This window comes from Acidimicrobiales bacterium (assembly GCA_035533595.1).
GTDB lineage: Bacteria > Actinomycetota > Acidimicrobiia > Acidimicrobiales > Bog-793 > DATLTN01.
Genome location: DATLTN010000017.1, coordinates 1 through 16,384 on the forward strand (window position 1 = coordinate 1; position 16,384 = coordinate 16,384).

22 protein-coding genes are annotated in these 16,384 nt (G+C 71.1%); 14 read left to right on the forward strand and 8 right to left on the reverse strand.

The annotated features are described in order from the left end of the window. The 7 genes from VNF07_02655 to VNF07_02685 all read left to right on the forward strand — a co-directional run. Positions 1 to 686: pentapeptide repeat-containing protein (locus VNF07_02655; GenBank protein HVB05132.1), on the forward strand; the 686-nt coding region annotated here is incomplete at its 5' end. 186 nt (positions 687 to 872) lie between these two features. Beyond that, positions 873 to 1,319, forward strand: a complete 447-nt coding sequence (locus VNF07_02660) for a hypothetical protein (GenBank protein HVB05133.1) — start codon at positions 873 to 875, stop codon at positions 1,317 to 1,319. Positions 1,320 to 1,556: 237 nt separating this feature from the next. Then, on the forward strand, positions 1,557 to 2,114 hold the full coding sequence (locus VNF07_02665; GenBank protein HVB05134.1) for a dihydrofolate reductase family protein: 558 nt from the start codon (positions 1,557 to 1,559) through the stop codon (positions 2,112 to 2,114). A gap of 129 nt (positions 2,115 to 2,243) precedes the next feature. Further along, complete coding sequence (locus tag VNF07_02670; protein ID HVB05135.1) at positions 2,244 to 2,780, forward strand: inositol monophosphatase family protein; 537 nt, start codon at positions 2,244 to 2,246, stop codon at positions 2,778 to 2,780. Positions 2,781 to 2,803: 23 nt separating this feature from the next. Further along, positions 2,804 to 3,007 (forward strand): inositol monophosphatase family protein, encoded by a 204-nt coding sequence (locus VNF07_02675; protein ID HVB05136.1) that lies wholly within the window; start codon positions 2,804 to 2,806, stop codon positions 3,005 to 3,007. Between the two features lie 43 nt (positions 3,008 to 3,050). Continuing rightward, on the forward strand, positions 3,051 to 3,500 hold the full coding sequence (locus VNF07_02680; GenBank protein HVB05137.1) for a VOC family protein: 450 nt from the start codon (positions 3,051 to 3,053) through the stop codon (positions 3,498 to 3,500). A gap of 274 nt (positions 3,501 to 3,774) precedes the next feature. Next, on the forward strand, positions 3,775 to 4,005 hold the full coding sequence (locus tag VNF07_02685; GenBank protein ID HVB05138.1) for a DUF433 domain-containing protein: 231 nt from the start codon (positions 3,775 to 3,777) through the stop codon (positions 4,003 to 4,005). A gap of 64 nt (positions 4,006 to 4,069) precedes the next feature. Here the strand turns inward: VNF07_02685 and VNF07_02690 are convergent, their stop codons facing one another. Both VNF07_02690 and VNF07_02695 read right to left on the reverse strand, forming a co-directional pair. Further along, positions 4,070 to 4,219 carry a hypothetical protein gene (locus VNF07_02690; protein ID HVB05139.1) on the reverse strand — a complete coding sequence of 50 codons (150 nt, stop codon included), beginning with the start codon at positions 4,217 to 4,219 and terminating at the stop codon, positions 4,070 to 4,072. Beyond that, complete coding sequence (locus tag VNF07_02695) at positions 4,216 to 4,554, reverse strand: metalloregulator ArsR/SmtB family transcription factor (GenBank protein HVB05140.1); 339 nt, start codon at positions 4,552 to 4,554, stop codon at positions 4,216 to 4,218. Before VNF07_02695 ends, VNF07_02690 begins: the two co-directional genes overlap by 4 nt. Before the next feature lie 221 nt (positions 4,555 to 4,775). Here VNF07_02695 and VNF07_02700 point away from each other — a divergent pair, with 221 nt between their 5' ends. Both VNF07_02700 and VNF07_02705 read left to right on the forward strand, forming a co-directional pair. Continuing rightward, entirely contained in the window at positions 4,776 to 5,387 is a 612-nt protein-coding gene (locus tag VNF07_02700) for a hypothetical protein (GenBank protein ID HVB05141.1), read from the forward strand. A 61-nt stretch (positions 5,388 to 5,448) separates the two neighbouring features. After that, positions 5,449 to 6,609: an amidohydrolase family protein gene (locus tag VNF07_02705; protein HVB05142.1), complete on the forward strand. Its 1,161-nt coding sequence runs from the start codon at positions 5,449 to 5,451 to the stop codon at positions 6,607 to 6,609. A 9-nt stretch (positions 6,610 to 6,618) separates the two neighbouring features. Here VNF07_02705 and VNF07_02710 read toward each other — a convergent pair whose 3' ends face one another. Then, on the reverse strand, positions 6,619 to 7,506 hold the full coding sequence (locus VNF07_02710; GenBank protein HVB05143.1) for a methyltransferase domain-containing protein: 888 nt from the start codon (positions 7,504 to 7,506) through the stop codon (positions 6,619 to 6,621). Between the two features lie 98 nt (positions 7,507 to 7,604). Next, positions 7,605 to 8,525 carry an alpha/beta hydrolase gene (locus VNF07_02715; GenBank protein ID HVB05144.1) on the reverse strand — a complete coding sequence of 307 codons (921 nt, stop codon included), beginning with the start codon at positions 8,523 to 8,525 and terminating at the stop codon, positions 7,605 to 7,607. Between the two features lie 127 nt (positions 8,526 to 8,652). Between VNF07_02715 and VNF07_02720 the strand changes: the two genes are divergently transcribed. Together VNF07_02720 and VNF07_02725 are read left to right on the forward strand one after the other, a co-directional pair. Next, positions 8,653 to 9,093 carry a nitroreductase family deazaflavin-dependent oxidoreductase gene (locus tag VNF07_02720; GenBank protein HVB05145.1) on the forward strand — a complete coding sequence of 147 codons (441 nt, stop codon included), beginning with the start codon at positions 8,653 to 8,655 and terminating at the stop codon, positions 9,091 to 9,093. Between the two features lie 46 nt (positions 9,094 to 9,139). Then, the gene (locus VNF07_02725; GenBank protein ID HVB05146.1) at positions 9,140 to 9,568 is read left to right on the forward strand and encodes a DCC1-like thiol-disulfide oxidoreductase family protein; all 429 of its coding nucleotides are present in this window, start codon (positions 9,140 to 9,142) and stop codon (positions 9,566 to 9,568) included. Here the strand turns inward: VNF07_02725 and VNF07_02730 are convergent. Further along, the gene (locus VNF07_02730) at positions 9,561 to 11,354 is read right to left on the reverse strand and encodes an acyltransferase (GenBank protein HVB05147.1); all 1,794 of its coding nucleotides are present in this window, start codon (positions 11,352 to 11,354) and stop codon (positions 9,561 to 9,563) included. The two genes, VNF07_02725 and VNF07_02730, sit on opposite strands and share 8 nt — an antisense overlap. 152 nt (positions 11,355 to 11,506) lie before the next feature. Continuing rightward, positions 11,507 to 12,370 carry a YihY/virulence factor BrkB family protein gene (locus VNF07_02735; GenBank protein ID HVB05148.1) on the reverse strand — a complete coding sequence of 288 codons (864 nt, stop codon included), beginning with the start codon at positions 12,368 to 12,370 and terminating at the stop codon, positions 11,507 to 11,509. Positions 12,371 to 12,473: 103 nt separating this feature from the next. Between VNF07_02735 and VNF07_02740 the strand changes: the two genes are divergently transcribed. Then, positions 12,474 to 12,899, forward strand: coding sequence for a hypothetical protein (locus tag VNF07_02740; protein ID HVB05149.1), 426 nt, complete (start codon positions 12,474 to 12,476; stop codon positions 12,897 to 12,899). A 214-nt stretch (positions 12,900 to 13,113) separates the two neighbouring features. Continuing rightward, positions 13,114 to 13,449: a hypothetical protein gene (locus VNF07_02745; protein HVB05150.1), complete on the forward strand. Its 336-nt coding sequence runs from the start codon at positions 13,114 to 13,116 to the stop codon at positions 13,447 to 13,449. Positions 13,450 to 13,769: 320 nt separating this feature from the next. On the opposite strand, the gene VNF07_02750 is transcribed toward VNF07_02745, so the two are convergent. Then, positions 13,770 to 14,840: a DUF3048 domain-containing protein gene (locus VNF07_02750; GenBank protein ID HVB05151.1), complete on the reverse strand. Its 1,071-nt coding sequence runs from the start codon at positions 14,838 to 14,840 to the stop codon at positions 13,770 to 13,772. Positions 14,841 to 14,944: 104 nt separating this feature from the next. Next, the gene (locus tag VNF07_02755) at positions 14,945 to 15,640 is read right to left on the reverse strand and encodes a sulfite exporter TauE/SafE family protein (GenBank protein ID HVB05152.1); all 696 of its coding nucleotides are present in this window, start codon (positions 15,638 to 15,640) and stop codon (positions 14,945 to 14,947) included. A 67-nt stretch (positions 15,641 to 15,707) separates the two neighbouring features. Here VNF07_02755 and VNF07_02760 point away from each other — a divergent pair, with 67 nt between their 5' ends. Continuing rightward, positions 15,708 to 16,370, forward strand: a complete 663-nt coding sequence (locus VNF07_02760) for a class I SAM-dependent methyltransferase family protein (protein HVB05153.1) — start codon at positions 15,708 to 15,710, stop codon at positions 16,368 to 16,370. Positions 16,371 to 16,384 lie beyond the last annotated feature (14 nt).

Sequence of the window (16,384 nt, forward strand, 5' to 3'; positions counted from 1 at the left end):
CCGCCGCTGGCAAGGATGCCAACGGAATGCCGTTCTACGCTACCGAGACCAGCGGTGTCTGGGGCGCAGTGACCGAGGTCTCCGGCTCAACTGGCGGAGGCGGCTACTTCTACGGCGTTAGCTGCAAGGGCACCGTGTGCACTGCCGTCGGCCAGGACTTCAACAATCAGCCGATTTACGACACCTTGATGCTCCCTGCTGTCTCTGTCTGTGCTGGTGGAAAGAGCTTTGCCGGGGCCAATCTCCAGGGCGCCACGCGTGCCGGTGACTACTCTGGTTGTGACCTGCAGGGAGCGAATCTCCAAAAGGCCGACTTGACCGGCAGCAACTTCAGCGGTGCGAACCTGCAAGGCGTCAACATGCAAGGTGTGAGTGCGAATGGCACCAACTTTGCCGGGGCCACCTTGAAGGGCGACAACCTTCAGAAGGGAAACTTCGAGAACGCCTCCTTTACTGGTGACAACCTCGCAGGTTCAAATCTCCAGAACGCCAACCTCACGGGTGCTGATCTGTCCTACGCGAATCTTCAAGGCTCCAATTTGCAAGGCGCAAACCTCACGGACGCAACCTTGCAGGGTGCCAATTCACAGGGCGCCAACCTACAGAAGATCACCTGGTCCAACACGACATGCGCGAATGCAACAAATTCCAATAGTGACGGTGGAACCTGCGTTAATCACTCGTAGTCCGCGCGGGCGCTTCCGAATTGGAGGCGGTGCGGAATGGGTGAGGTGTTCGCGAGGTGTAGGTATCTCGCGAACATCTCACCATTTTGTTCATCGTCTCCCATAGCGCGCAGATGTTGAGGGTGTCTCAGACCACCGGCTGGTGGCGCCGCTGCGCCTCGGGCTCCGCTCAGTAGCGTCTGATCCGTGCGGTCCCTCATTCGAACGACGCTTGAGGCAACGACGCTCGCAATGACGTCTCTCCTGGCAATCTCGCTGTTCCTGCCCTGGATAGACCAGAGCATCGAATTTGGTGGCGGTGTTTCGGCGTTCCAGCGGGGGGATGTCCTCGTCAAAGTCGCCACGCTGATGGCGCTCCTCGTTGCACTCGCTCTCATCGTCCTGATCGCGATTGGGCACTTCGAGACCCATCGGCCTGATTCCGCTGTCGCTGTTCCCAGCCTCTTGATGACGGCTGTCGATCTTGCGCTCGCGCTGATTGTCTACGTCTCTCTTTCGCCCACGCAGTTCACACATCGAGGAGCTGGCGCCTATCTCGGTGTTGTGGGGGCCGCCATCGCATTTGTCGCGGCCATCACCCTTTGTGCAGCTGAAGGTGCGTCGCTGAGAGGCCGGAACAGTCCCACCTCGTGACTCACCGGGTGCCCCTGATCAGTGACGTGGCGCACCGAGCGGCGCCCATGGGACGGTCAAAGATCGCTTCTAGCCCTCGGCTAGGGGCAGGCGAGAGCTTTAGCCCCGAGGCCACTGTGTTCGACGGGCCAGGACCTCGACGACGCGCCCCACCTCACCTCAAACCTCGCAATGCCCCGCCACTAAGTTCGGACAGCAGGGTCGTCGAGATGGTGTCGACGGTGTGCAGGAGCGGCAATGGCCAAGCTGATCTACGTGTCGAACGTGTCCCTCGACGGCTACACCGAGGACGAACGCGGCGCCATCGACTGGGCTGCGCCGGACGACGACGTATTCGTGTTCATCACTGACCTCCTGCGGTCCGTGGGCACGCACCTCTACGGGCGGCGCTTGTACGACACGATGGCCGTATGGGAAACCGACGCTGCCCTGGCTGCACAGTCGGAGCTCTCGAGCGACTTCGCGAACGTCTGGAAATCGGCGGACAAGGTCGTCTACTCCACAACCCTGGCCGCCGTGCCAACCGCCAACACCCGTCTCGAGCGCCACTTCGATCCCGGCGCGGTACGCGACCTGAAGGCCGCGGCCGCCCGCGATCTCATCGTGGGAGGTCCGAACCTCGCTTCACAGGCTTTCAAGGCTGGGCTGGTCGACGAGTGCCACCTGTTCATCAGGCCGGTCGTCCTCGGTGGGCGCAAGCCGGCACTGCCGACCGGCACGCGCTCTCAGCTCGAGTTGCTCGACGAGCGCCGATTCAGCAGCGGCGTCGTTCAGCTTCGCTACCGCCCTCTGTAGGAAGCCACGTCCGCTTCGTCAGCACGATGCCGTGGACGGAATGTCCCAGCGGCACCGCCGCCGCGTCCCCGATCGCCGGCTGGCGGCTCAGGCCTGTGGTGCGGGGCCAAGTTGCTACCGTCCGCGGCAATGAACGGCGTTGACGACCTACAACTCGCGTTCGAAGCATCGGACGAGGCAGCGAAACTCGCGCTCTCGCATTTCGAGGCTGGCGTGTCAACAACGCTGAAGGCCGACGGCACCCCGGTGACCGAGGCCGACCGGGCCGTCGAGCGCTTGCTTCGGGAGAAGTTGTCTGAGGCGCGGCCCGACGACGCATTGCTCGGTGAGGAACTCGGTCAGCTGGGTTCGTCTGAACGGGTCTGGATCCTCGACCCGATCGATGGCACTCGGTTCTTCAGTCGGGGTGATCCAAACTGGCGAATCCACATTGCGCTGCTGGTCCGAGGCTCTACGGAGGTCGCGCCTGTGACCTCTCCGGCGCTCGGGCGCTGCTGGTGGGCCAGCCGAGATGGAGGCGCATTCGAGTCGTCCTGGCCTCGTGAGGAGAGCGAGATGCGGCGCCTCGAGGTCAGCACGACGTCGAACTTCGCTGATGCCGCGTTGACGCCCCGGACGACGCGTCCAGAGCTCGCCTCCCACCGAGTGCTGTTCGCGCGGCGGTAAGCCCACTTCCACTCGTTGAGCTGGTGCGTGGCGAGATCGATGCCTTCCTGGCCGAGGGCTTTTACATCTGGGATCACGCGCCGTGGGTGCTCCTCGTCGAGGAGGCCGGAGGCCGCTTCACCGATCGAAGCGGTGGATCCGCAAGTGATCAGGGCGGTGGTCTGTACTCGAACGCCGTATTGCACAGCCAGCTCTTGGATTGGCTCCATTACCCGGCGCGTCCGTGAACGCTGGGACCCTGCGCATCTCCTCACTAAAGGTGCGCGATCGATGCTCGTCCCGGAGCTTGATGTCACCTCGCTCGTCACATCCTTGCGTTTCTACCTGGAAGTGCTCGAGTTCCGAATGCTGCTCGACCGTCCCGAGGAGCGTTTCGCGTATCTCGAGCGCGATGGCGCGGAGCTGATGATTCAGGAGGCGGCCGGTCCCGGGCGGCGCTTTCACACCGCGCCGCTCGATCTTCCGTTTGGTCGCGGCGTGAACGTCCAGCTCCTGGTCGCGGACGTCGATGACGTTTATGCCCGAGCAGTCGCGGCGGACGTGAACGTCGTCGTGCCGATCGAGGAACGCTGGTACCGGGTTGATGTCGCCGAGACCGGCGGGCGGCGGCAGGTAAAGGGACCAATCGAGGCCGGCAACCGTCAGTTCGTGCTCGCTGATCCTGACGGCTATCTCTGGCGCCCGTTCAGTGATCTCGGCACGCGACCGATCACGAACTAGGCCTGGACTGCGGAGGTATTCGACGCCCGTCGAGCACCGTCCCAAACCGCTTAATACACGTGTGATCCATCGTGCATCCCACTGCATCTCGCGCAGAGCTGGAAGCGTGTCAAGCGTGTCGGAAGGGTGCGCCGCCCTTGAGTGGGTGGAGGGGGACCGTCGGTCGCACCAGCCGCTCGCCCCTCGGAGTTCTGACGCGAATCTGACGCGGGCGAGTGGCGGCGAGTCGACCTGTAGGCGGCGTTTGGTTCGTCTCTGCCTGTACCATCGACCCATGTCCTTCCAGCGGATCAGCGTTGATCATCGGGTCATGGGGGGCGTTCCGTGCATCCACGGCACGCGAATCCCGGTCGCCACGCTGATCAGCGCGCTTGCTGAGGGAATCACGAGCGAGCAGCTGCTCGCCGACTTCCCGCAGCTCTCTTCCGAGGACATTGCGGAAGCGCTTCGCTACGCAGCGGCCGCCGTCGAGGAACGGGAGCTCCCGCTTCGCCCCACCGGGTGAGGTTCCTCGTCGACGAGGCGCTCTCGCCGCACGTCGCAGCCCGAGCAGACCGAGATCGCCGTCCTCAAACGGAGCGAACCAGTGGGCGCACATGCTCCGGCTTCGTCATCACGTCGAAGACGAGTGCGATCGGGGCTTCGAACTCGCGCGTGAGGAGAATGTCGAGCTCGCCCGGGAATTTGATGACGACCCGTCCGTGGCGCTTGGGTGTCACTGAGGTCCTCTTTGTTGTAGCTCCTGTAGGTAGCCGTCCAACCGATCCATCTGGTCGTTCCAGGCCTGCTCGTACTTGACCAGCCAGTCGCGCAACGGCCGAAGGTGCTGCGGTTCCAGGCGGTACAGGCGGCGGCGCCCCTCCGCACGGCACCGGACGAACCCCACCTCACTCAGTACCCGAAGGTGCTTCGACACCTGGGGCTGGGACAGCGAGAGGTCGGCCACGATCGCCCCGACCGCCTTCTCACCGGCGATCAGCGTGTCGAGGATGTCGCGGCGGTACGCTTCCGCGATTGCATTGAAGACGTCCGCCGTGGTCGGAGAACGGGCCATGGGTCGACATGCGCCAAAGTTGGAAGGAGAGGGTGTCGCTGGCCATCCCCGACGCGCGCCGGGGCCGGCCCGTCGCTACGGCGCCCCCTGGCGTTCACCCGGAGAGGCGCCGATAATGAGCGACGCTCCCGACGTGCGGCCCGATCCTGCGGTCCGTCGCGGCGGACGAGCGGTGTGCGCCCCGGATCCTGCCGGGTCGACTGCGAGAGGGGGCAGGTCCCGTGGAATCGTTGCTTCCCGCCTTCAGCGGGTTTCTTAGCGAGCTGCGGGCGATCTGGGCGGAGGGGGGCGACGACGAGCGCAAGATGCTCGCCGCCAAGCCGGTCCTCGAGGCCCTCGTCGTCGAGCCGACGCTGCAGCAGCACGCCCGCGACTGGCCGTCCACCGAGGGCCACAAGAACCTCCTCCTCTACGAGGACCCCGTCTTCGGCTTCGTCGTCAACGCGGTCGTCCGTCCCGGCCCCCGTGCCGGCACCTCCAGCCACGACGCCCACGACCACGCGACCGCATGGGTCCTCTACGGCCTCGTCGAGGGGACCGAGACCCTCCAGCGCTTCGACCGCCTCGACGACGAGAGCGTCGAGGGGCACGCCGAGATCCGCCTGCGCTCCGCCGACGTCGGCGGGGTGGGACAGGTCGACCTCGTGCCACCCTTCGACCCGCACTCGGAGATCCCCGGCCCCTCGCGCTCGGTGGCGGTGATCATCCGCAGCGAGCGCCTCGTCGGACGCAAGCTGCAGGGCCGCTACCACATGGCGACCAACACCCGCACCGAGGGCGTCGGACCCACCCAGGTCCCCTTCGAGGTCTCCGTGGCGGTACCGGTGCCGTAACCGTGCCGGCATTCCGGCGGGGAAGCGGAGCTCGTTGTCAGACGGAAGGGGAAGGACAGAGATGGCCAAGGGCGGCTTCTTGGTAATGGACAGCGACATGCACGTGATGGAGCCCCCCGACCTTTGGGAGCGCTACATCGACCCGAAGTTTCGGCAGTTCGCGCCGCGCGGCCTCACCTCGGAGAACGTGCGCGACCTCCGTCTTGCCTTCACCGGCGACCGTTCCGCCGAGGAGCGGCACCTGCGTGGCCACAACTTCGAGCGCAACCAGAAGCTCTACGCCGACCATGCGAGGCGCGGCTGGACGAGCGAGTGCCAGCTCGAGGCGATGGACATCGAGGGCATCGACGTGGCGGTGCTCTTCCCGAGCCGCGGCCTGCACGCCCTCGACGACCCGAACCGCGAGCCGCGGTTCGCGGCGGCGATCGCGCGCGCCTACAACGACTGGATGTTCGACCTCTGCCAGCCCGACACGAGCCGCCTGCTCGGTGCCGGGATGATCTCGGTCTTCGACATCGCCGACGCAGTCGCGGAGTCCGAGAGGGCCGTGCGCGAGCTCGGTTTCCGCGCCGTCTTCCTGCGCTCCAACCTGGTGAACGGCCGCAGCTGGCACGACCCCTATTACGAGCCGCTGTGGGAGGCGCTCGACGAGCTCGGCATCCCGCTCGGCTTCCACGAGGCGGTGAGCGGCGGCGTCCGGCGCGCCGGCGCGAGCTACGCCCCGAACACCGGCATGCGGCGCATCTACGGACAGCCCTTCGAGCAGATGCTCGCCCTCGCGAGCTTCCTCTGCGGGGGGGTCCTCGAGCGCCACCCGCGCCTCAAGGTCGCCTTCCTCGAGGCCAACTGCTCCTGGGCACCGTGGCTTTTGTGGCGGATGGACGAGGGCTACGAGCTCGAGGGCGACGTCTCGATGACCGAGCTCACGATGCGACCGAGCGACTACTTCCGGCGTCAGTGCTTCGTCTCGGTGGAGCCCGATGAGTTCCCGGTGCGGCACATGATCGAGGACTTCGGCTCCGACCAGCTCGTCTTCTCGACCGACTACCCGCACGGCGACTCGCGCTACCCCGAGGCCGTCGAAACCTTCCTCGAGCTGCCCCTCGCCGACGAGGACAAGCAGAAGGTCCTCTGGGACAACTGCGCGCGCCTGTACTCGGTGACGGCCGAGCTCTCCACGGGCACCGCGGACACCGGTGGCGGGCTGGCGAGCGCCGGCTGAGCTACCTGCTCAGGGCTTGCCGGCGAGCACCACGACCTGGCTCTCGATCCGGCAGCGGGCGACCGCGGCCGCCTGCACGCTCGCCGCGAGGCAGCGGTCGAAGGTCGGCCGGTCGATGAGCCCGGCGGCGATCATCGCGTCGCGCGCCGCGAGGTGGCGGGCCTCGTTGACCGACCGCGCCGCATCGGCGGAGCCGGCATCCTCGTGGGCCGCCTGCGGGAGCACGAGGACCTGGCGGACGGTGAGGCCGGCGTCGGCGAGGTAGCTCGAGAGCTTGCGGCCGACCTCGCGGTCACCACCGCTCGCCAACTGGTAGGCGTCGTAGGCGCGATCGAGGAGCGCGACCTCGGGCGAGGCCGGTGGCCAGCTCGCGGAGAGGCCGTCGTCGACGTCGTAGACGAGGGCGAGGCCACCGGGGCGGAGGCAGCGCGCGACCTCGGCCGCGGCGAGGCGGGGGTCGGCGAGATGCTGGAAGACGAGCCGGGCGGTGACGAGGTCGAACTCGCCGGCGTCGAAGGGCAGCGCGTAGGCGTCACCGGGGGCGAATGAGACCGTGGCGCCCGTCGCGAAGAAGTCGCTCTCCGCGAGGGCGTCGGCGACGCTGGCCGCGGCCGTGAGCAGCTCTTCGTCGGTGTCCACCCCGATCGCCTCGAGCGCCGCGAGGTGGGCGAGTTCGACGGGGATCGGCCCGTAGCCGGTGCCGACGTCGAGCACCCGCCACCCGGCACGCGCCCCGACGGCGCCGAGGAGGCGCCGCCGTTCGGGAGCGGTGAGGATCGTCTGCTCCAAGAGCGAGGCCCACCTGCTGCTGGCCGGGCCGAGCTGCGCGGCGCGGTAGGCGGCGTCGAGCGGCTCCCATGGGCTCGCTGCGTCCGTCGAGGGTGCCGGTTGGCTCATCACCTGACAGTACCGATCGGCCTCCTCCCGCTCGCGGAGCCCGACGATGCCGGAGGGCCCCGGCGGCGCTCGCCGAGCGCCGGCCCGCCGCGGGGCGCCTACGCGGTGCCGGGGGAGGCAGGGGAGACGATGAAGCGGGCGAGACGCTCGCTGAACCAGGTGTCCGCGGTGCCGATCTGCTGGACCACCGAGAAGTGGTTGTGCCCGTCGGCGAAGACGTGCTGGGGGAGTCGCCCGTGCGCTTCGAAGAAGGCCGTGAAGAGGGAGAGCGCCTGCACCTGCAGATCCGGCGGGTCGAACTCCGTCGTGCTCACGAGGAGGGGGACGTCGGTCGCGCACAGACCCGGGATGGCCGAGCGCGCCGCCATCGCCTCGCGGTCGCCGAAGTACAGGGCGAGGCGCTCGTCGCCGCCGAGGAGGGGGTCGTAGGTCCCCGAGGAGAGCACGGCCCCGGCCGGCGCCGCGGTGCCGGCCGGCCACAGCTCGGGGTTCGCGACCATCGTCGCGACGTGGGAGCTCCCCGCCGAGTGGCCCATCATGACGACGCGGGCCGGGTCCGCGCCGTGCTCGGCCACGTGCTGCTGGACGAAGTGCAGCGCGAGGGCGACGTCCTCGCCGCCCGCGGGGTAGGCGTCGTCGGGGGCGAGGCGGTAGTTGAGGTTGGCGACGACGAAGCCCTCGCCCGCTCCCCAGCGGCCGATGTTGTCGTAGAAGGGGCGCCCCGGGGCGCCCTTGTCGCCGCCGACGTAGCCCCCGCCGTGCACGTAGCAGAGGACGGACCCTTGCTCGACACCCTCCTCGGGGAGGTGCAGGTCGAGTCGCTGGAGCCGGTGGGGACCGTAGGGGAGGTCGCGGAGTACTCGGTGGGCGAGCTCGCGCGGGTGGCGCGGTTCGTAGATCGCGGCCGTCCTGTCGCGGACGTCGCCGCCGAGGCGCGCCCCGAAGCCGCCGATGAGGAGGCGCTGCGCAGCGAGCGCCCCGATGTCCTGTCCCGTCCGCAGCTCGCCCAGCGTGCTCACCCCCGCCGGGCACGGTACCGCCGGGAGAGGCGTCGCGGCGCCGCGGGCCCGCCGCGGGCCGGCGGCGGGCCGCGTGACGGGGCCCGGGGAGTACCGTCGACTGCAAACCGAGGACGAGGAGGAGCACATGCCGCGGCGCGCCGAGATCCCAGACCCGCTCGAGTACAACGCCGCGACGGCCGAGGAGTTCCGGGCGAACGGCGGCCGGGTCACCGGGGACTTCGAGGGCCGCCCGCTGTTGCTGCTGACGACGACCGGTGCCCGCACCGGCGCCGAGCGCACCTCCCCGCTCATCTACACGATGGACGGCGACCGCTACGTGGTGACGGCCGCGGCGGGGGGTGCCCCGCAGCATCCCGCCTGGTACCACAACCTGGTCGCCGAGCCGCGGGTGACGGTCGAGGTCGGCTCGGAGAAGTTCGGGGCGAGGGCGATCGAGCCGGGGGGCGAGGAGCGCGAGCGGCTCTTCGCCGAGCGCTGCGTGGCGACGCCGAACTTCAGGATCTATCAGGACAAGACCGAGCGCCGGATCCCGATCATCGTCCTCGAGCGCGAGGCCGGCGGCTGATCCGCGCACGCCGGCGGCCGCACCCGTCTGCGGGGCGGTCGCGGCGGTGACCGGCCCGGCCATGGGGCCGCGGGGGCCGCTCCTCGTCTTCGACGGCGAGTGCGGCTTCTGCACGACGGCGGCCCGCTTTGTCGAACGGCGCTTCCGCGACGAGGCGCACGCCGCGCCGTGGCAGCTCCTCGGCGAGGAGGCGCTCAGCGCGCTCGGCCTCAGCGCGCACGACGCGGCGCAGGCGGCCTGGTGGGTGACCCGCGAGGGCGCCCTCGAGCGCGGCCACCGGGCGGTCGGAAGGGCGCTGCAGGCGGGTGGCGGTGGCCGCGCCCTACTCGGCTGGTTTGTCCTCCACCCGCCCTCCAGCTTGCTGGCGGCCGTCGTCTACCGCGTCGTCGTGCGCTACCGGCACCGGCTCCCGGGCGGCACCCCGGCCTGCCGTCTGGGCGGGGCCGATGCTCGGGGCGCCAGCCGTCTCAGTTGAAGAGCGGGATCACCGGCGCGTGGCCGGAGGCGGCCCGCCCGTCACTCGCGCTCGCGGGGGGCCGCACGACCGGCGCGGGGTCGTTGAAGTGCGAGAAGGTGTAGGTCGCGGTGACCGTCGCCAGCCGCCCGCGCCCGTCGGCGAGCTCGTCGCGGTACTGCAGCTGGCGGACGAGGTGGTCGGCGTCGACGACCATCCACATCGTGAGCCCCGTCGTGCGCGCGCCGTCGAGGGTCGCGAAGGAGAGCTGGCGCAGCTCGCCACCGCTCAGACGGGAGAGCTGCACGGTGATCCGCAGCCTCGTGCCGCGGCGCGTGCCCTCGAGGGGGCGGCCCACGACGACCGTGCTGCCGAGGGCGCGCACCCGGGGGGCGAGGTGCGCCGGGTCGTCGTCGGGGCGGCCGGGGAGGCCCGCGACGAGGGGCACCGCCCTCCAGGGCGCGCTGGGCGCGCTGCCGCTCCGCAGTCGGTAGAACGAGGTCGCCCCCACCGTCTCCTCGTCGAGCTGCTCGCTCACCGCCGGGCCCGTGAGGGCGAAGGTCCCGCTGGCCGAGGCCGCCTCGGCGGAGAAGTCGACGACCTCGCTGCCGTGCACGTGCTCCACGGGCGCCCCCTGCACGCTGATCGCCCCCGCGACCGCGACGGTCGCGGTGCGGACGGGCAGCTCGGCTCTCGGGATCGTGAAAGCGACGAGCACGGCGGCGCTCGCACCGACGAGCCCGAACGCCCCGGCGAGGGCGCGGCGCGGTGGCCGCAGCGAGCCCTCGAGCGGGCGCTGCACGAGCTCGAAGAGGAGCGACGAGGCGAGGAGGGCGATCGCGAGCGAGAGGGCGACGGCCCCGAACCTGCCGACCCGCAGCGTCGAGACGCGATCGAGGACGAACTGGTGCACCAGGTAGAACTCGTAGGAGATGGCCCCGAGGTAGGCGAGCGTCGGCCCGGTGAGGAACCAGCCGGGGCGCGCCGCGAGGTCGGCCTGGGCGAGCACGACGATGACCACGGCGAAGAGCGGGTCGAGCTCGACCGTCGGCAGCGGCACCGGCCCACCGGCGAGGGCGCAGAGGGCGAGCGAGCCGAGCGCGACCGCGAGCGCGGGCAGGACGCGCAGGCGGTGCCCGGCGCGCAGCTCGAACGCGGCGAGCATCCCGAGGAGGAACTCCGCGGCGCGGCCGAGCGGGTTGGCGAGCGCCGTCGAGGTCCAGCCGCCGCCCGCGTGCGCGGCGACGGCGACGAAGGTCGCGAAGGCGAGGAACCACCCGAGGACGACCGACCAGCGACGCGCTCGCCCGAGCCTCAGCAGCCCGGCGTGGAGGAACGGCATCGCCGCGTAGAACGCCGCCTCCACGCTGAGCGACCAGGCCGGCGGGTTGATCGCGTAGATGCCGGTGTTGGGGAGCCACGCCTGGACGAGGAGCACCGCGCAGAGGGTCGTCGAGAGCTCGTGGGTGGGCGCCTGGCTGAAACCGAGCACCCCGGTGAGGACGAGGACCACCGCGTACGCCGGGTAGATCCGAGAGAAGCGTCGGCCGTAGAAGCGCGGCGCGCGGATCGCTGCGCCGCTCCCCCAGGTGAGCACGAAGCCGGAGAGGATGAAGAAGAAGCTGACGCCCGCGTAGCCGAAGCTCGAGAGCGGCCCGAGCGCGAGGTGGAAGAGCTGGCTCGCGTGGAAGGCGAAGACGGCGAGCGCGGCGAAGGCACGCGCCGCGGTGAGGCGGGGGAGGTGGCGCGCGACGCCCTCCCGGGAGGCGGCGTCGAGCGGCGCGGTGAGGGCCCCGGGCTCGCTCACGGGCCCCGGCGCTCGCGAGCGCGGCCGCTGTCGGCCCCCGCGGTGCGCGCTGCGCTCACCGTCGACGACGGGCGCGCGCCGGCCGCGGCGCTCGTCGTGTCGTCGTCATCACCGTGCACCCAGCACTCCCCGCATTGCTTCGGGGGTCGAAGCTAGCGCCGGGAGCGTTCGAGCTCCCTATTGAGCTCCGCGCCGAGGAGGATCGCGACGGCGGTGAGGAAGAGCCAGACGAGCAGGGTGATGACACCGGCGAAAGTGCCGTAGGCGCGCGAGGTGTGCCCGACGCGGTCGAGGTACACCGAGTAGCAGGCGGCGATCCCCAGCCAGAGGGCGGTGCTCACCGCCCCACCGACGCTGAGCAGCCGCCAGCGCCGCTCCTCCCGGTTCGGCGCGAGGTAGTCGTACAGCGAGATCAATACGACCACGCAGGCCACGCCGACGACCCAGCGCAGTGCCGTCCACAGGAAGTGGAACCACGAGCCGCCCGCGGGCGCGAGGAGCGAGCCGAGCGGCCCGCCGACGATGAGCAAGAGGAAGGCCCCGCCGCCGAAGACGAGGGTGACGCCGACGAGCGCGAGGGCCCGCAGGCGCCGGGCGAGGAAACCTCGGTCGCCCGACGTCTCGTACGCCATGTCGAGCGCGAACTGCAGGGCGACGGCCGCCTCGATGTTCGCCCACAGCGAGACGAGGCCGCCGAAGACGAGCGCGAGCACGCTCGAGCTGCGTGGCCCGGGCGAGGTGAGCGCCTGCTCGAAGACCTTCGCCGTGGTGGCGGGTAGCAGCACGGAGATCCCGTGCAGCAGGGACTGCAGGCGCTTTTGCGGGAGGCCCGAGAGGTCGGCGGCGCCGATCAGCGCGATCGCGCCCGGGACGACGGCGAGGAACCAGTGGAACGCCAGGCTGGCGGCGTTCGTCGTGACCCTGTCCTTGCCGGCCTGACGCAGCAGGCGCCTCGCGAGCCCCGGGAGGCGGTCCTTTGCGATGTCGGGTCCATACCCAGCCGCCGCCCCCGGCAGTGCTCTCGCACGCGCAGTGCATCGACCCCTAGCGCAGAGCGCCGCAGATAGCTACCGTACGCGCACTGTCAAATGCACACCACCAATCCGGAGGTCGAAACCGATGACTGACGCAGCAGTCCCACCTGACGCCGCAGCAGCGGCCCACGCCGCCGCCCAGACCGCGAACGCCGCCGCCGGGGCGGCGAACTCGGCCGCCGCCGCGGCCGGCGGCGTGATCGCCCCCGCGGTGAGCGCCGCCGCGGGCGCCGCGGAGGAAGCGGCCGCCGCCGCCGACGCCGCCGCCGCGGCACCCACCCCCGCGGCCGCCTCGGCAGCTGCGGACTCGGCCGCCGCCGCGGCGGGGACCGCGGCGGCCTCGGCCTCCGAGGCGCGCGCCGCTGCCTCGGCGGCTCCGGAGGACACTGCGGCGGCCTCCGCCGCCGCCGCCGCCGAGCAGGCCGCCGAGAGCGCCTCGGCGGCCGCGCAGGCCGCGAGCAGCGCCGCCGCTGCCGCCGCCGCGGCGCCGCCTCCCGCAGAGGCCTCCTGACGGGAGGGGAGGGGCGTCGCCACGGGCACCCCTCCTGACCTCGCGCATCGCACGGCAGCCCGCGCCAGGCCGCACTCCGCCGTCCTCACCGGGGCCGGGAGCGACAACGTGACGGCCGGGGCGCGCGCGGCTAAGAAGTGGCGACAGCGGCACCTCGGTGCGCTTCGTCGTCGAGGGTCGTCGACCCTCAGGTTCGAGGGTCGGGAGGAGCACGATGTCCATTGCCGGCAAGGGATCCGCGTTCAAGGAGCAGCTCGGGTCGCAGGACGCCCCCGAGGAGCCGGGCGTCTACGCGCTCTCGCAGTACAACATCGTGACCTTCATCGGGGCCGCCACCGAGAGCCTGCGCGCCACGCTGCTCGCGCACGCGAAGAGCAGCGATTGCACCTCGAGCGCGACGTGGGTGAAGGTCGAGGTGACCCCCGCCGAGCGCGCCGAGGCACGGGCGGAGGAGCTGCTCGCGGAGTTCCGCGCCGCGAACGGCACGTTGCCCCGTTGCAACGATCTCTCCTCCTGGCAGCCCGCCGGCCCGAGCGGCGAGGGCGCCTGAGCGCACTCCCGGAGCGGGCCGGACCCGTCTCAGTCGCCCGTGTAGTCGGCGTCGCGCAGTTTCGGCGCGGGCGTGTGCGCCGCGGCGAATCACTGGTCGTAGCTGGCCGAGGCCTCGGCGGGCTCGTTCTCGATCGGCAGGTCGTCGCCGAGCTCGTTCGCCCGCTTCCGCTGCAGGGCGTGAGCGCCGCCCACAGTGCCGGGAAGCCGAACCAGTTGCGGGCGTCGACGTCGCCCTTGTCCTTGCGCATCGCCACTCCCCCTCTCGGTCCTTCTGTTCTCTTCCCTACACGAGCCCGGGAGCAACGCCGCGGGCGGAGGTCAGGGCGTGACGACCGGCGCGCCCTGCGCGGTGAGCTCGAGCTCCACCCAGATGCGCCCCGGTGCGAGCGTCACCTCGGCGCCCGTGGCGTCGGTGAAGGTGGTCTTCGCGCTGACGCTCGGGCGGTGCCAGGTGACGCTGAAGGCGCGTCCGCCGCGCAGCACGTAGCCGCGTCCGCTCCCGAGGAGGTTGCTCTCGATGTCGCCGCTGCAGCAGCCGTGCTCGCTGTAGGGGCCGACCGAGTACGGCACCTCCTCGATCACCACGTCGGTGGTGGTCACCTGCTTGCCCGTGAGGACATCGATGTCGGGGGCGCCGGAGTAGGTGTGCAGCCACTGGTGCTCGCTCGGGCTCCACTTCCAGACGACGTCGGTCCCCCCGGAGAAGTCGATCTCCACCGAGGCGGCGGGCGCCCAGTCGCTCGGCACCTTGGCGCCGAAGTCGAAGATCGGCTGCGGGACGTTGTGTAGCGAGGGGAAGAGGCCATAGAGGGCGGCCGTGCTCGTGTAGAGGTTGTCGGGCGCCACCCGCGAGGAGATGCGCGTCCCCGCGGCCTGCCCCCCCTCGAGGAGGTTGGCGCCGGTGAGGTACGGCTCGGCGGCGAGGCCGTTCACGTTGGGGTCGATACCGCCCGCGAAGGCGAGGATCGGGTGGCTGAGCTCGGGGGCGATCATGTTCCAGTCGACCCAGCGCACCGAGCGGGTCGGGCCGATGCTCGCTGCGTTCTCGCACTGGAAGACGGCGACGTAGCGCATGATGAAGCCCTCGGCCGCCGTGTCGAAGACGATGTCCGCCTCGTTGAGGCCGCTCTGGGGTCGGGCGCCGTCGGGCTCGTTGCCGACCTTCACCGCGACTGCCGGGCGGGCGGGGACCTTGGTCACCCCCGGCGCGGGGGCGTCGGTGAGGGGGCAGCGCGGCCCGGGGGGGCTCGCCTTCGGGAGGGTCGTCGTCGTCGTGGAGGGTGCCGGGGCGGGTGTCGCTGCCGGTCGCGCCGGGGGGGTGCGGACGAGGACGACGCCGATCGCGATCGCCACCAGGATCGCGGCCGAGAGCCTCAAAAATGCGCGCATGCCTCAGTTTGCAGCCCGCGCCGCCGCCCGCGCGGACATCGGCGGGCGCCCCGGCGCTGAGCTGGGCGGCGGCACCCGAAAACGGGGGGGCCCGGGCGGCGCGCTCACAGCGCGCGGGCGATCGCGAGGAGCGAGCCGAGCGCGGCGAGGGCGAGCGAGGCCGTGCGGACGCGCGCGACCGAGAGGCGGCCGGCGAGGGCGAGGCCGAGCGGAGCACCGACCACCACCGCCGCCAGCAACGGCAGGGGGAGCTCTGCAGGCGGGCCGAGGATCGCGAGGCCGACGGCGTTCACGCCGAGGAAGTAGGCCTGCATCGTCGCCCGGCTCGTCGCCGGCTCCCAGCGGGCGTTCACCGCGAAGAGCACCACGGGAGGGCCGCCGACCCCGGTGGTGACGTTCATCGCACCGCTCAGCCCGCCGACGACGACCGTCGCCAGCGGGCCGCGCAGCCGCGGGAAGGAGATCCCCGACCAGACGACGAGGGTGCCGGCGAGGCAGAGCGCCCCGGCAGCGATCGTCCACGCCGCCCCGGCGCTCGCCCTCAGCACGAGGCCGATGGCCACGGTCGCGAGCGCGGCGGGCACGAAGAGCGCCCCCGCGGCGCGGCGCGTCACCAGGTGGTGGCCGCGCGCCAACAGGATGACGTTGAGCGCCACCGAGAGCACGAGATTGATCTCGATGCCGAGGGGCGCGTGGTAGCTGGCGATGAGGAAGGGCGCCGAGACGAGCGAGAAGCCGAAGCCCGTCATCGCCTGCACGGCGGCGCCGACGCCGACCATCACCCACGCGAGGACGACCATTCCGGGGCACGATAACAACAGCCCCTCACCGAGACGGGGCGATCGAAGGTGGACGGGGAGGTCGACGGTGTCCGAGGACGACTACTGGGCGCGCTGGCACGAGGCCTACGAGGACCCGACCTCGGAGCGCAGCCGGCGCCTGGCGACGGTGCAGCGCCAGCTACGGGCCGCCCTCGACGGTGCCCCGGAGGGGGAGGTGCGCCTCCTCAGCATGTGCGCCGGCGAGGGCCGCGACGTCATCGAGGTGCTCGCCGACCACCCTCGCGCCGGCGACGTGCGCGCGCTGCTCGTCGAGCGCAGCTCCGAGCTCGCCGCCCGCGCCGTCGCGGCGGCAGCGCACCACGGCCTCGGCGGCGTGCAGGTGCTCGCCGGCGACGCCTCGCTGACCGACGCCTACGCGGCGGTCGTCCCGGCGCACGTGCTCCTCGTGTGCGGCGTCTTCGGGAGCATCAGCCAGGCCGAGATCGAGGCCACCGTGGCCGAGCTGGGGCACCTCGCCACCACCGGCGCGGTGGCGATCTGGACCAAGCAGTCGAGCCCGCCGGACCTCCGCGAGTGGGTGCGCAGCGTCTTTGTCGCCGCCGGCCTCGAGGAGCTCGCCTACGCGACCGAGGAGGGTGCGACCTTCGGGGTCGGGAGCAACCGCTGGAGCGGCTCGCCGCTCGCGTTCCGCCCCGGGCGGAAGATGTTCGACTTCCGCCCGCGCACCTCGCCCGCGGGCGCCTCGTGAGCGGCGCGCGCGGG

Bases quoted from the DNA above. Each gene is read 5' to 3' on its own strand.
- VNF07_02665 (HVB05134.1), top strand. From the start codon at position 1,557: ATGGCCAAGCTGATCTACGTGTCGAACGTGTCCCTCGACGGCTACACC.
- VNF07_02670 (HVB05135.1), top strand. From the start codon at position 2,244: ATGAACGGCGTTGACGACCTACAACTCGCGTTCGAAGCATCGGACGAG.
- VNF07_02680 (HVB05137.1), top strand. From the start codon at position 3,051: ATGCTCGTCCCGGAGCTTGATGTCACCTCGCTCGTCACATCCTTGCGT.
- VNF07_02685 (HVB05138.1), top strand. From the start codon at position 3,775: ATGTCCTTCCAGCGGATCAGCGTTGATCATCGGGTCATGGGGGGCGTT.
- VNF07_02695 (HVB05140.1), bottom strand. From the start codon at position 4,554: ATGGCCCGTTCTCCGACCACGGCGGACGTCTTCAATGCAATCGCGGAA.
- VNF07_02705 (HVB05142.1), top strand. From the start codon at position 5,449: ATGGCCAAGGGCGGCTTCTTGGTAATGGACAGCGACATGCACGTGATG.
- VNF07_02710 (HVB05143.1), bottom strand. From the start codon at position 7,506: ATGAGCCAACCGGCACCCTCGACGGACGCAGCGAGCCCATGGGAGCCG.
- VNF07_02720 (HVB05145.1), top strand. From the start codon at position 8,653: ATGCCGCGGCGCGCCGAGATCCCAGACCCGCTCGAGTACAACGCCGCG.
- VNF07_02740 (HVB05149.1), top strand. From the start codon at position 12,474: ATGACTGACGCAGCAGTCCCACCTGACGCCGCAGCAGCGGCCCACGCC.
- VNF07_02745 (HVB05150.1), top strand. From the start codon at position 13,114: ATGTCCATTGCCGGCAAGGGATCCGCGTTCAAGGAGCAGCTCGGGTCG.
- VNF07_02750 (HVB05151.1), bottom strand. From the start codon at position 14,840: ATGCGCGCATTTTTGAGGCTCTCGGCCGCGATCCTGGTGGCGATCGCG.
- VNF07_02755 (HVB05152.1), bottom strand. From the start codon at position 15,640: ATGGTCGTCCTCGCGTGGGTGATGGTCGGCGTCGGCGCCGCCGTGCAG.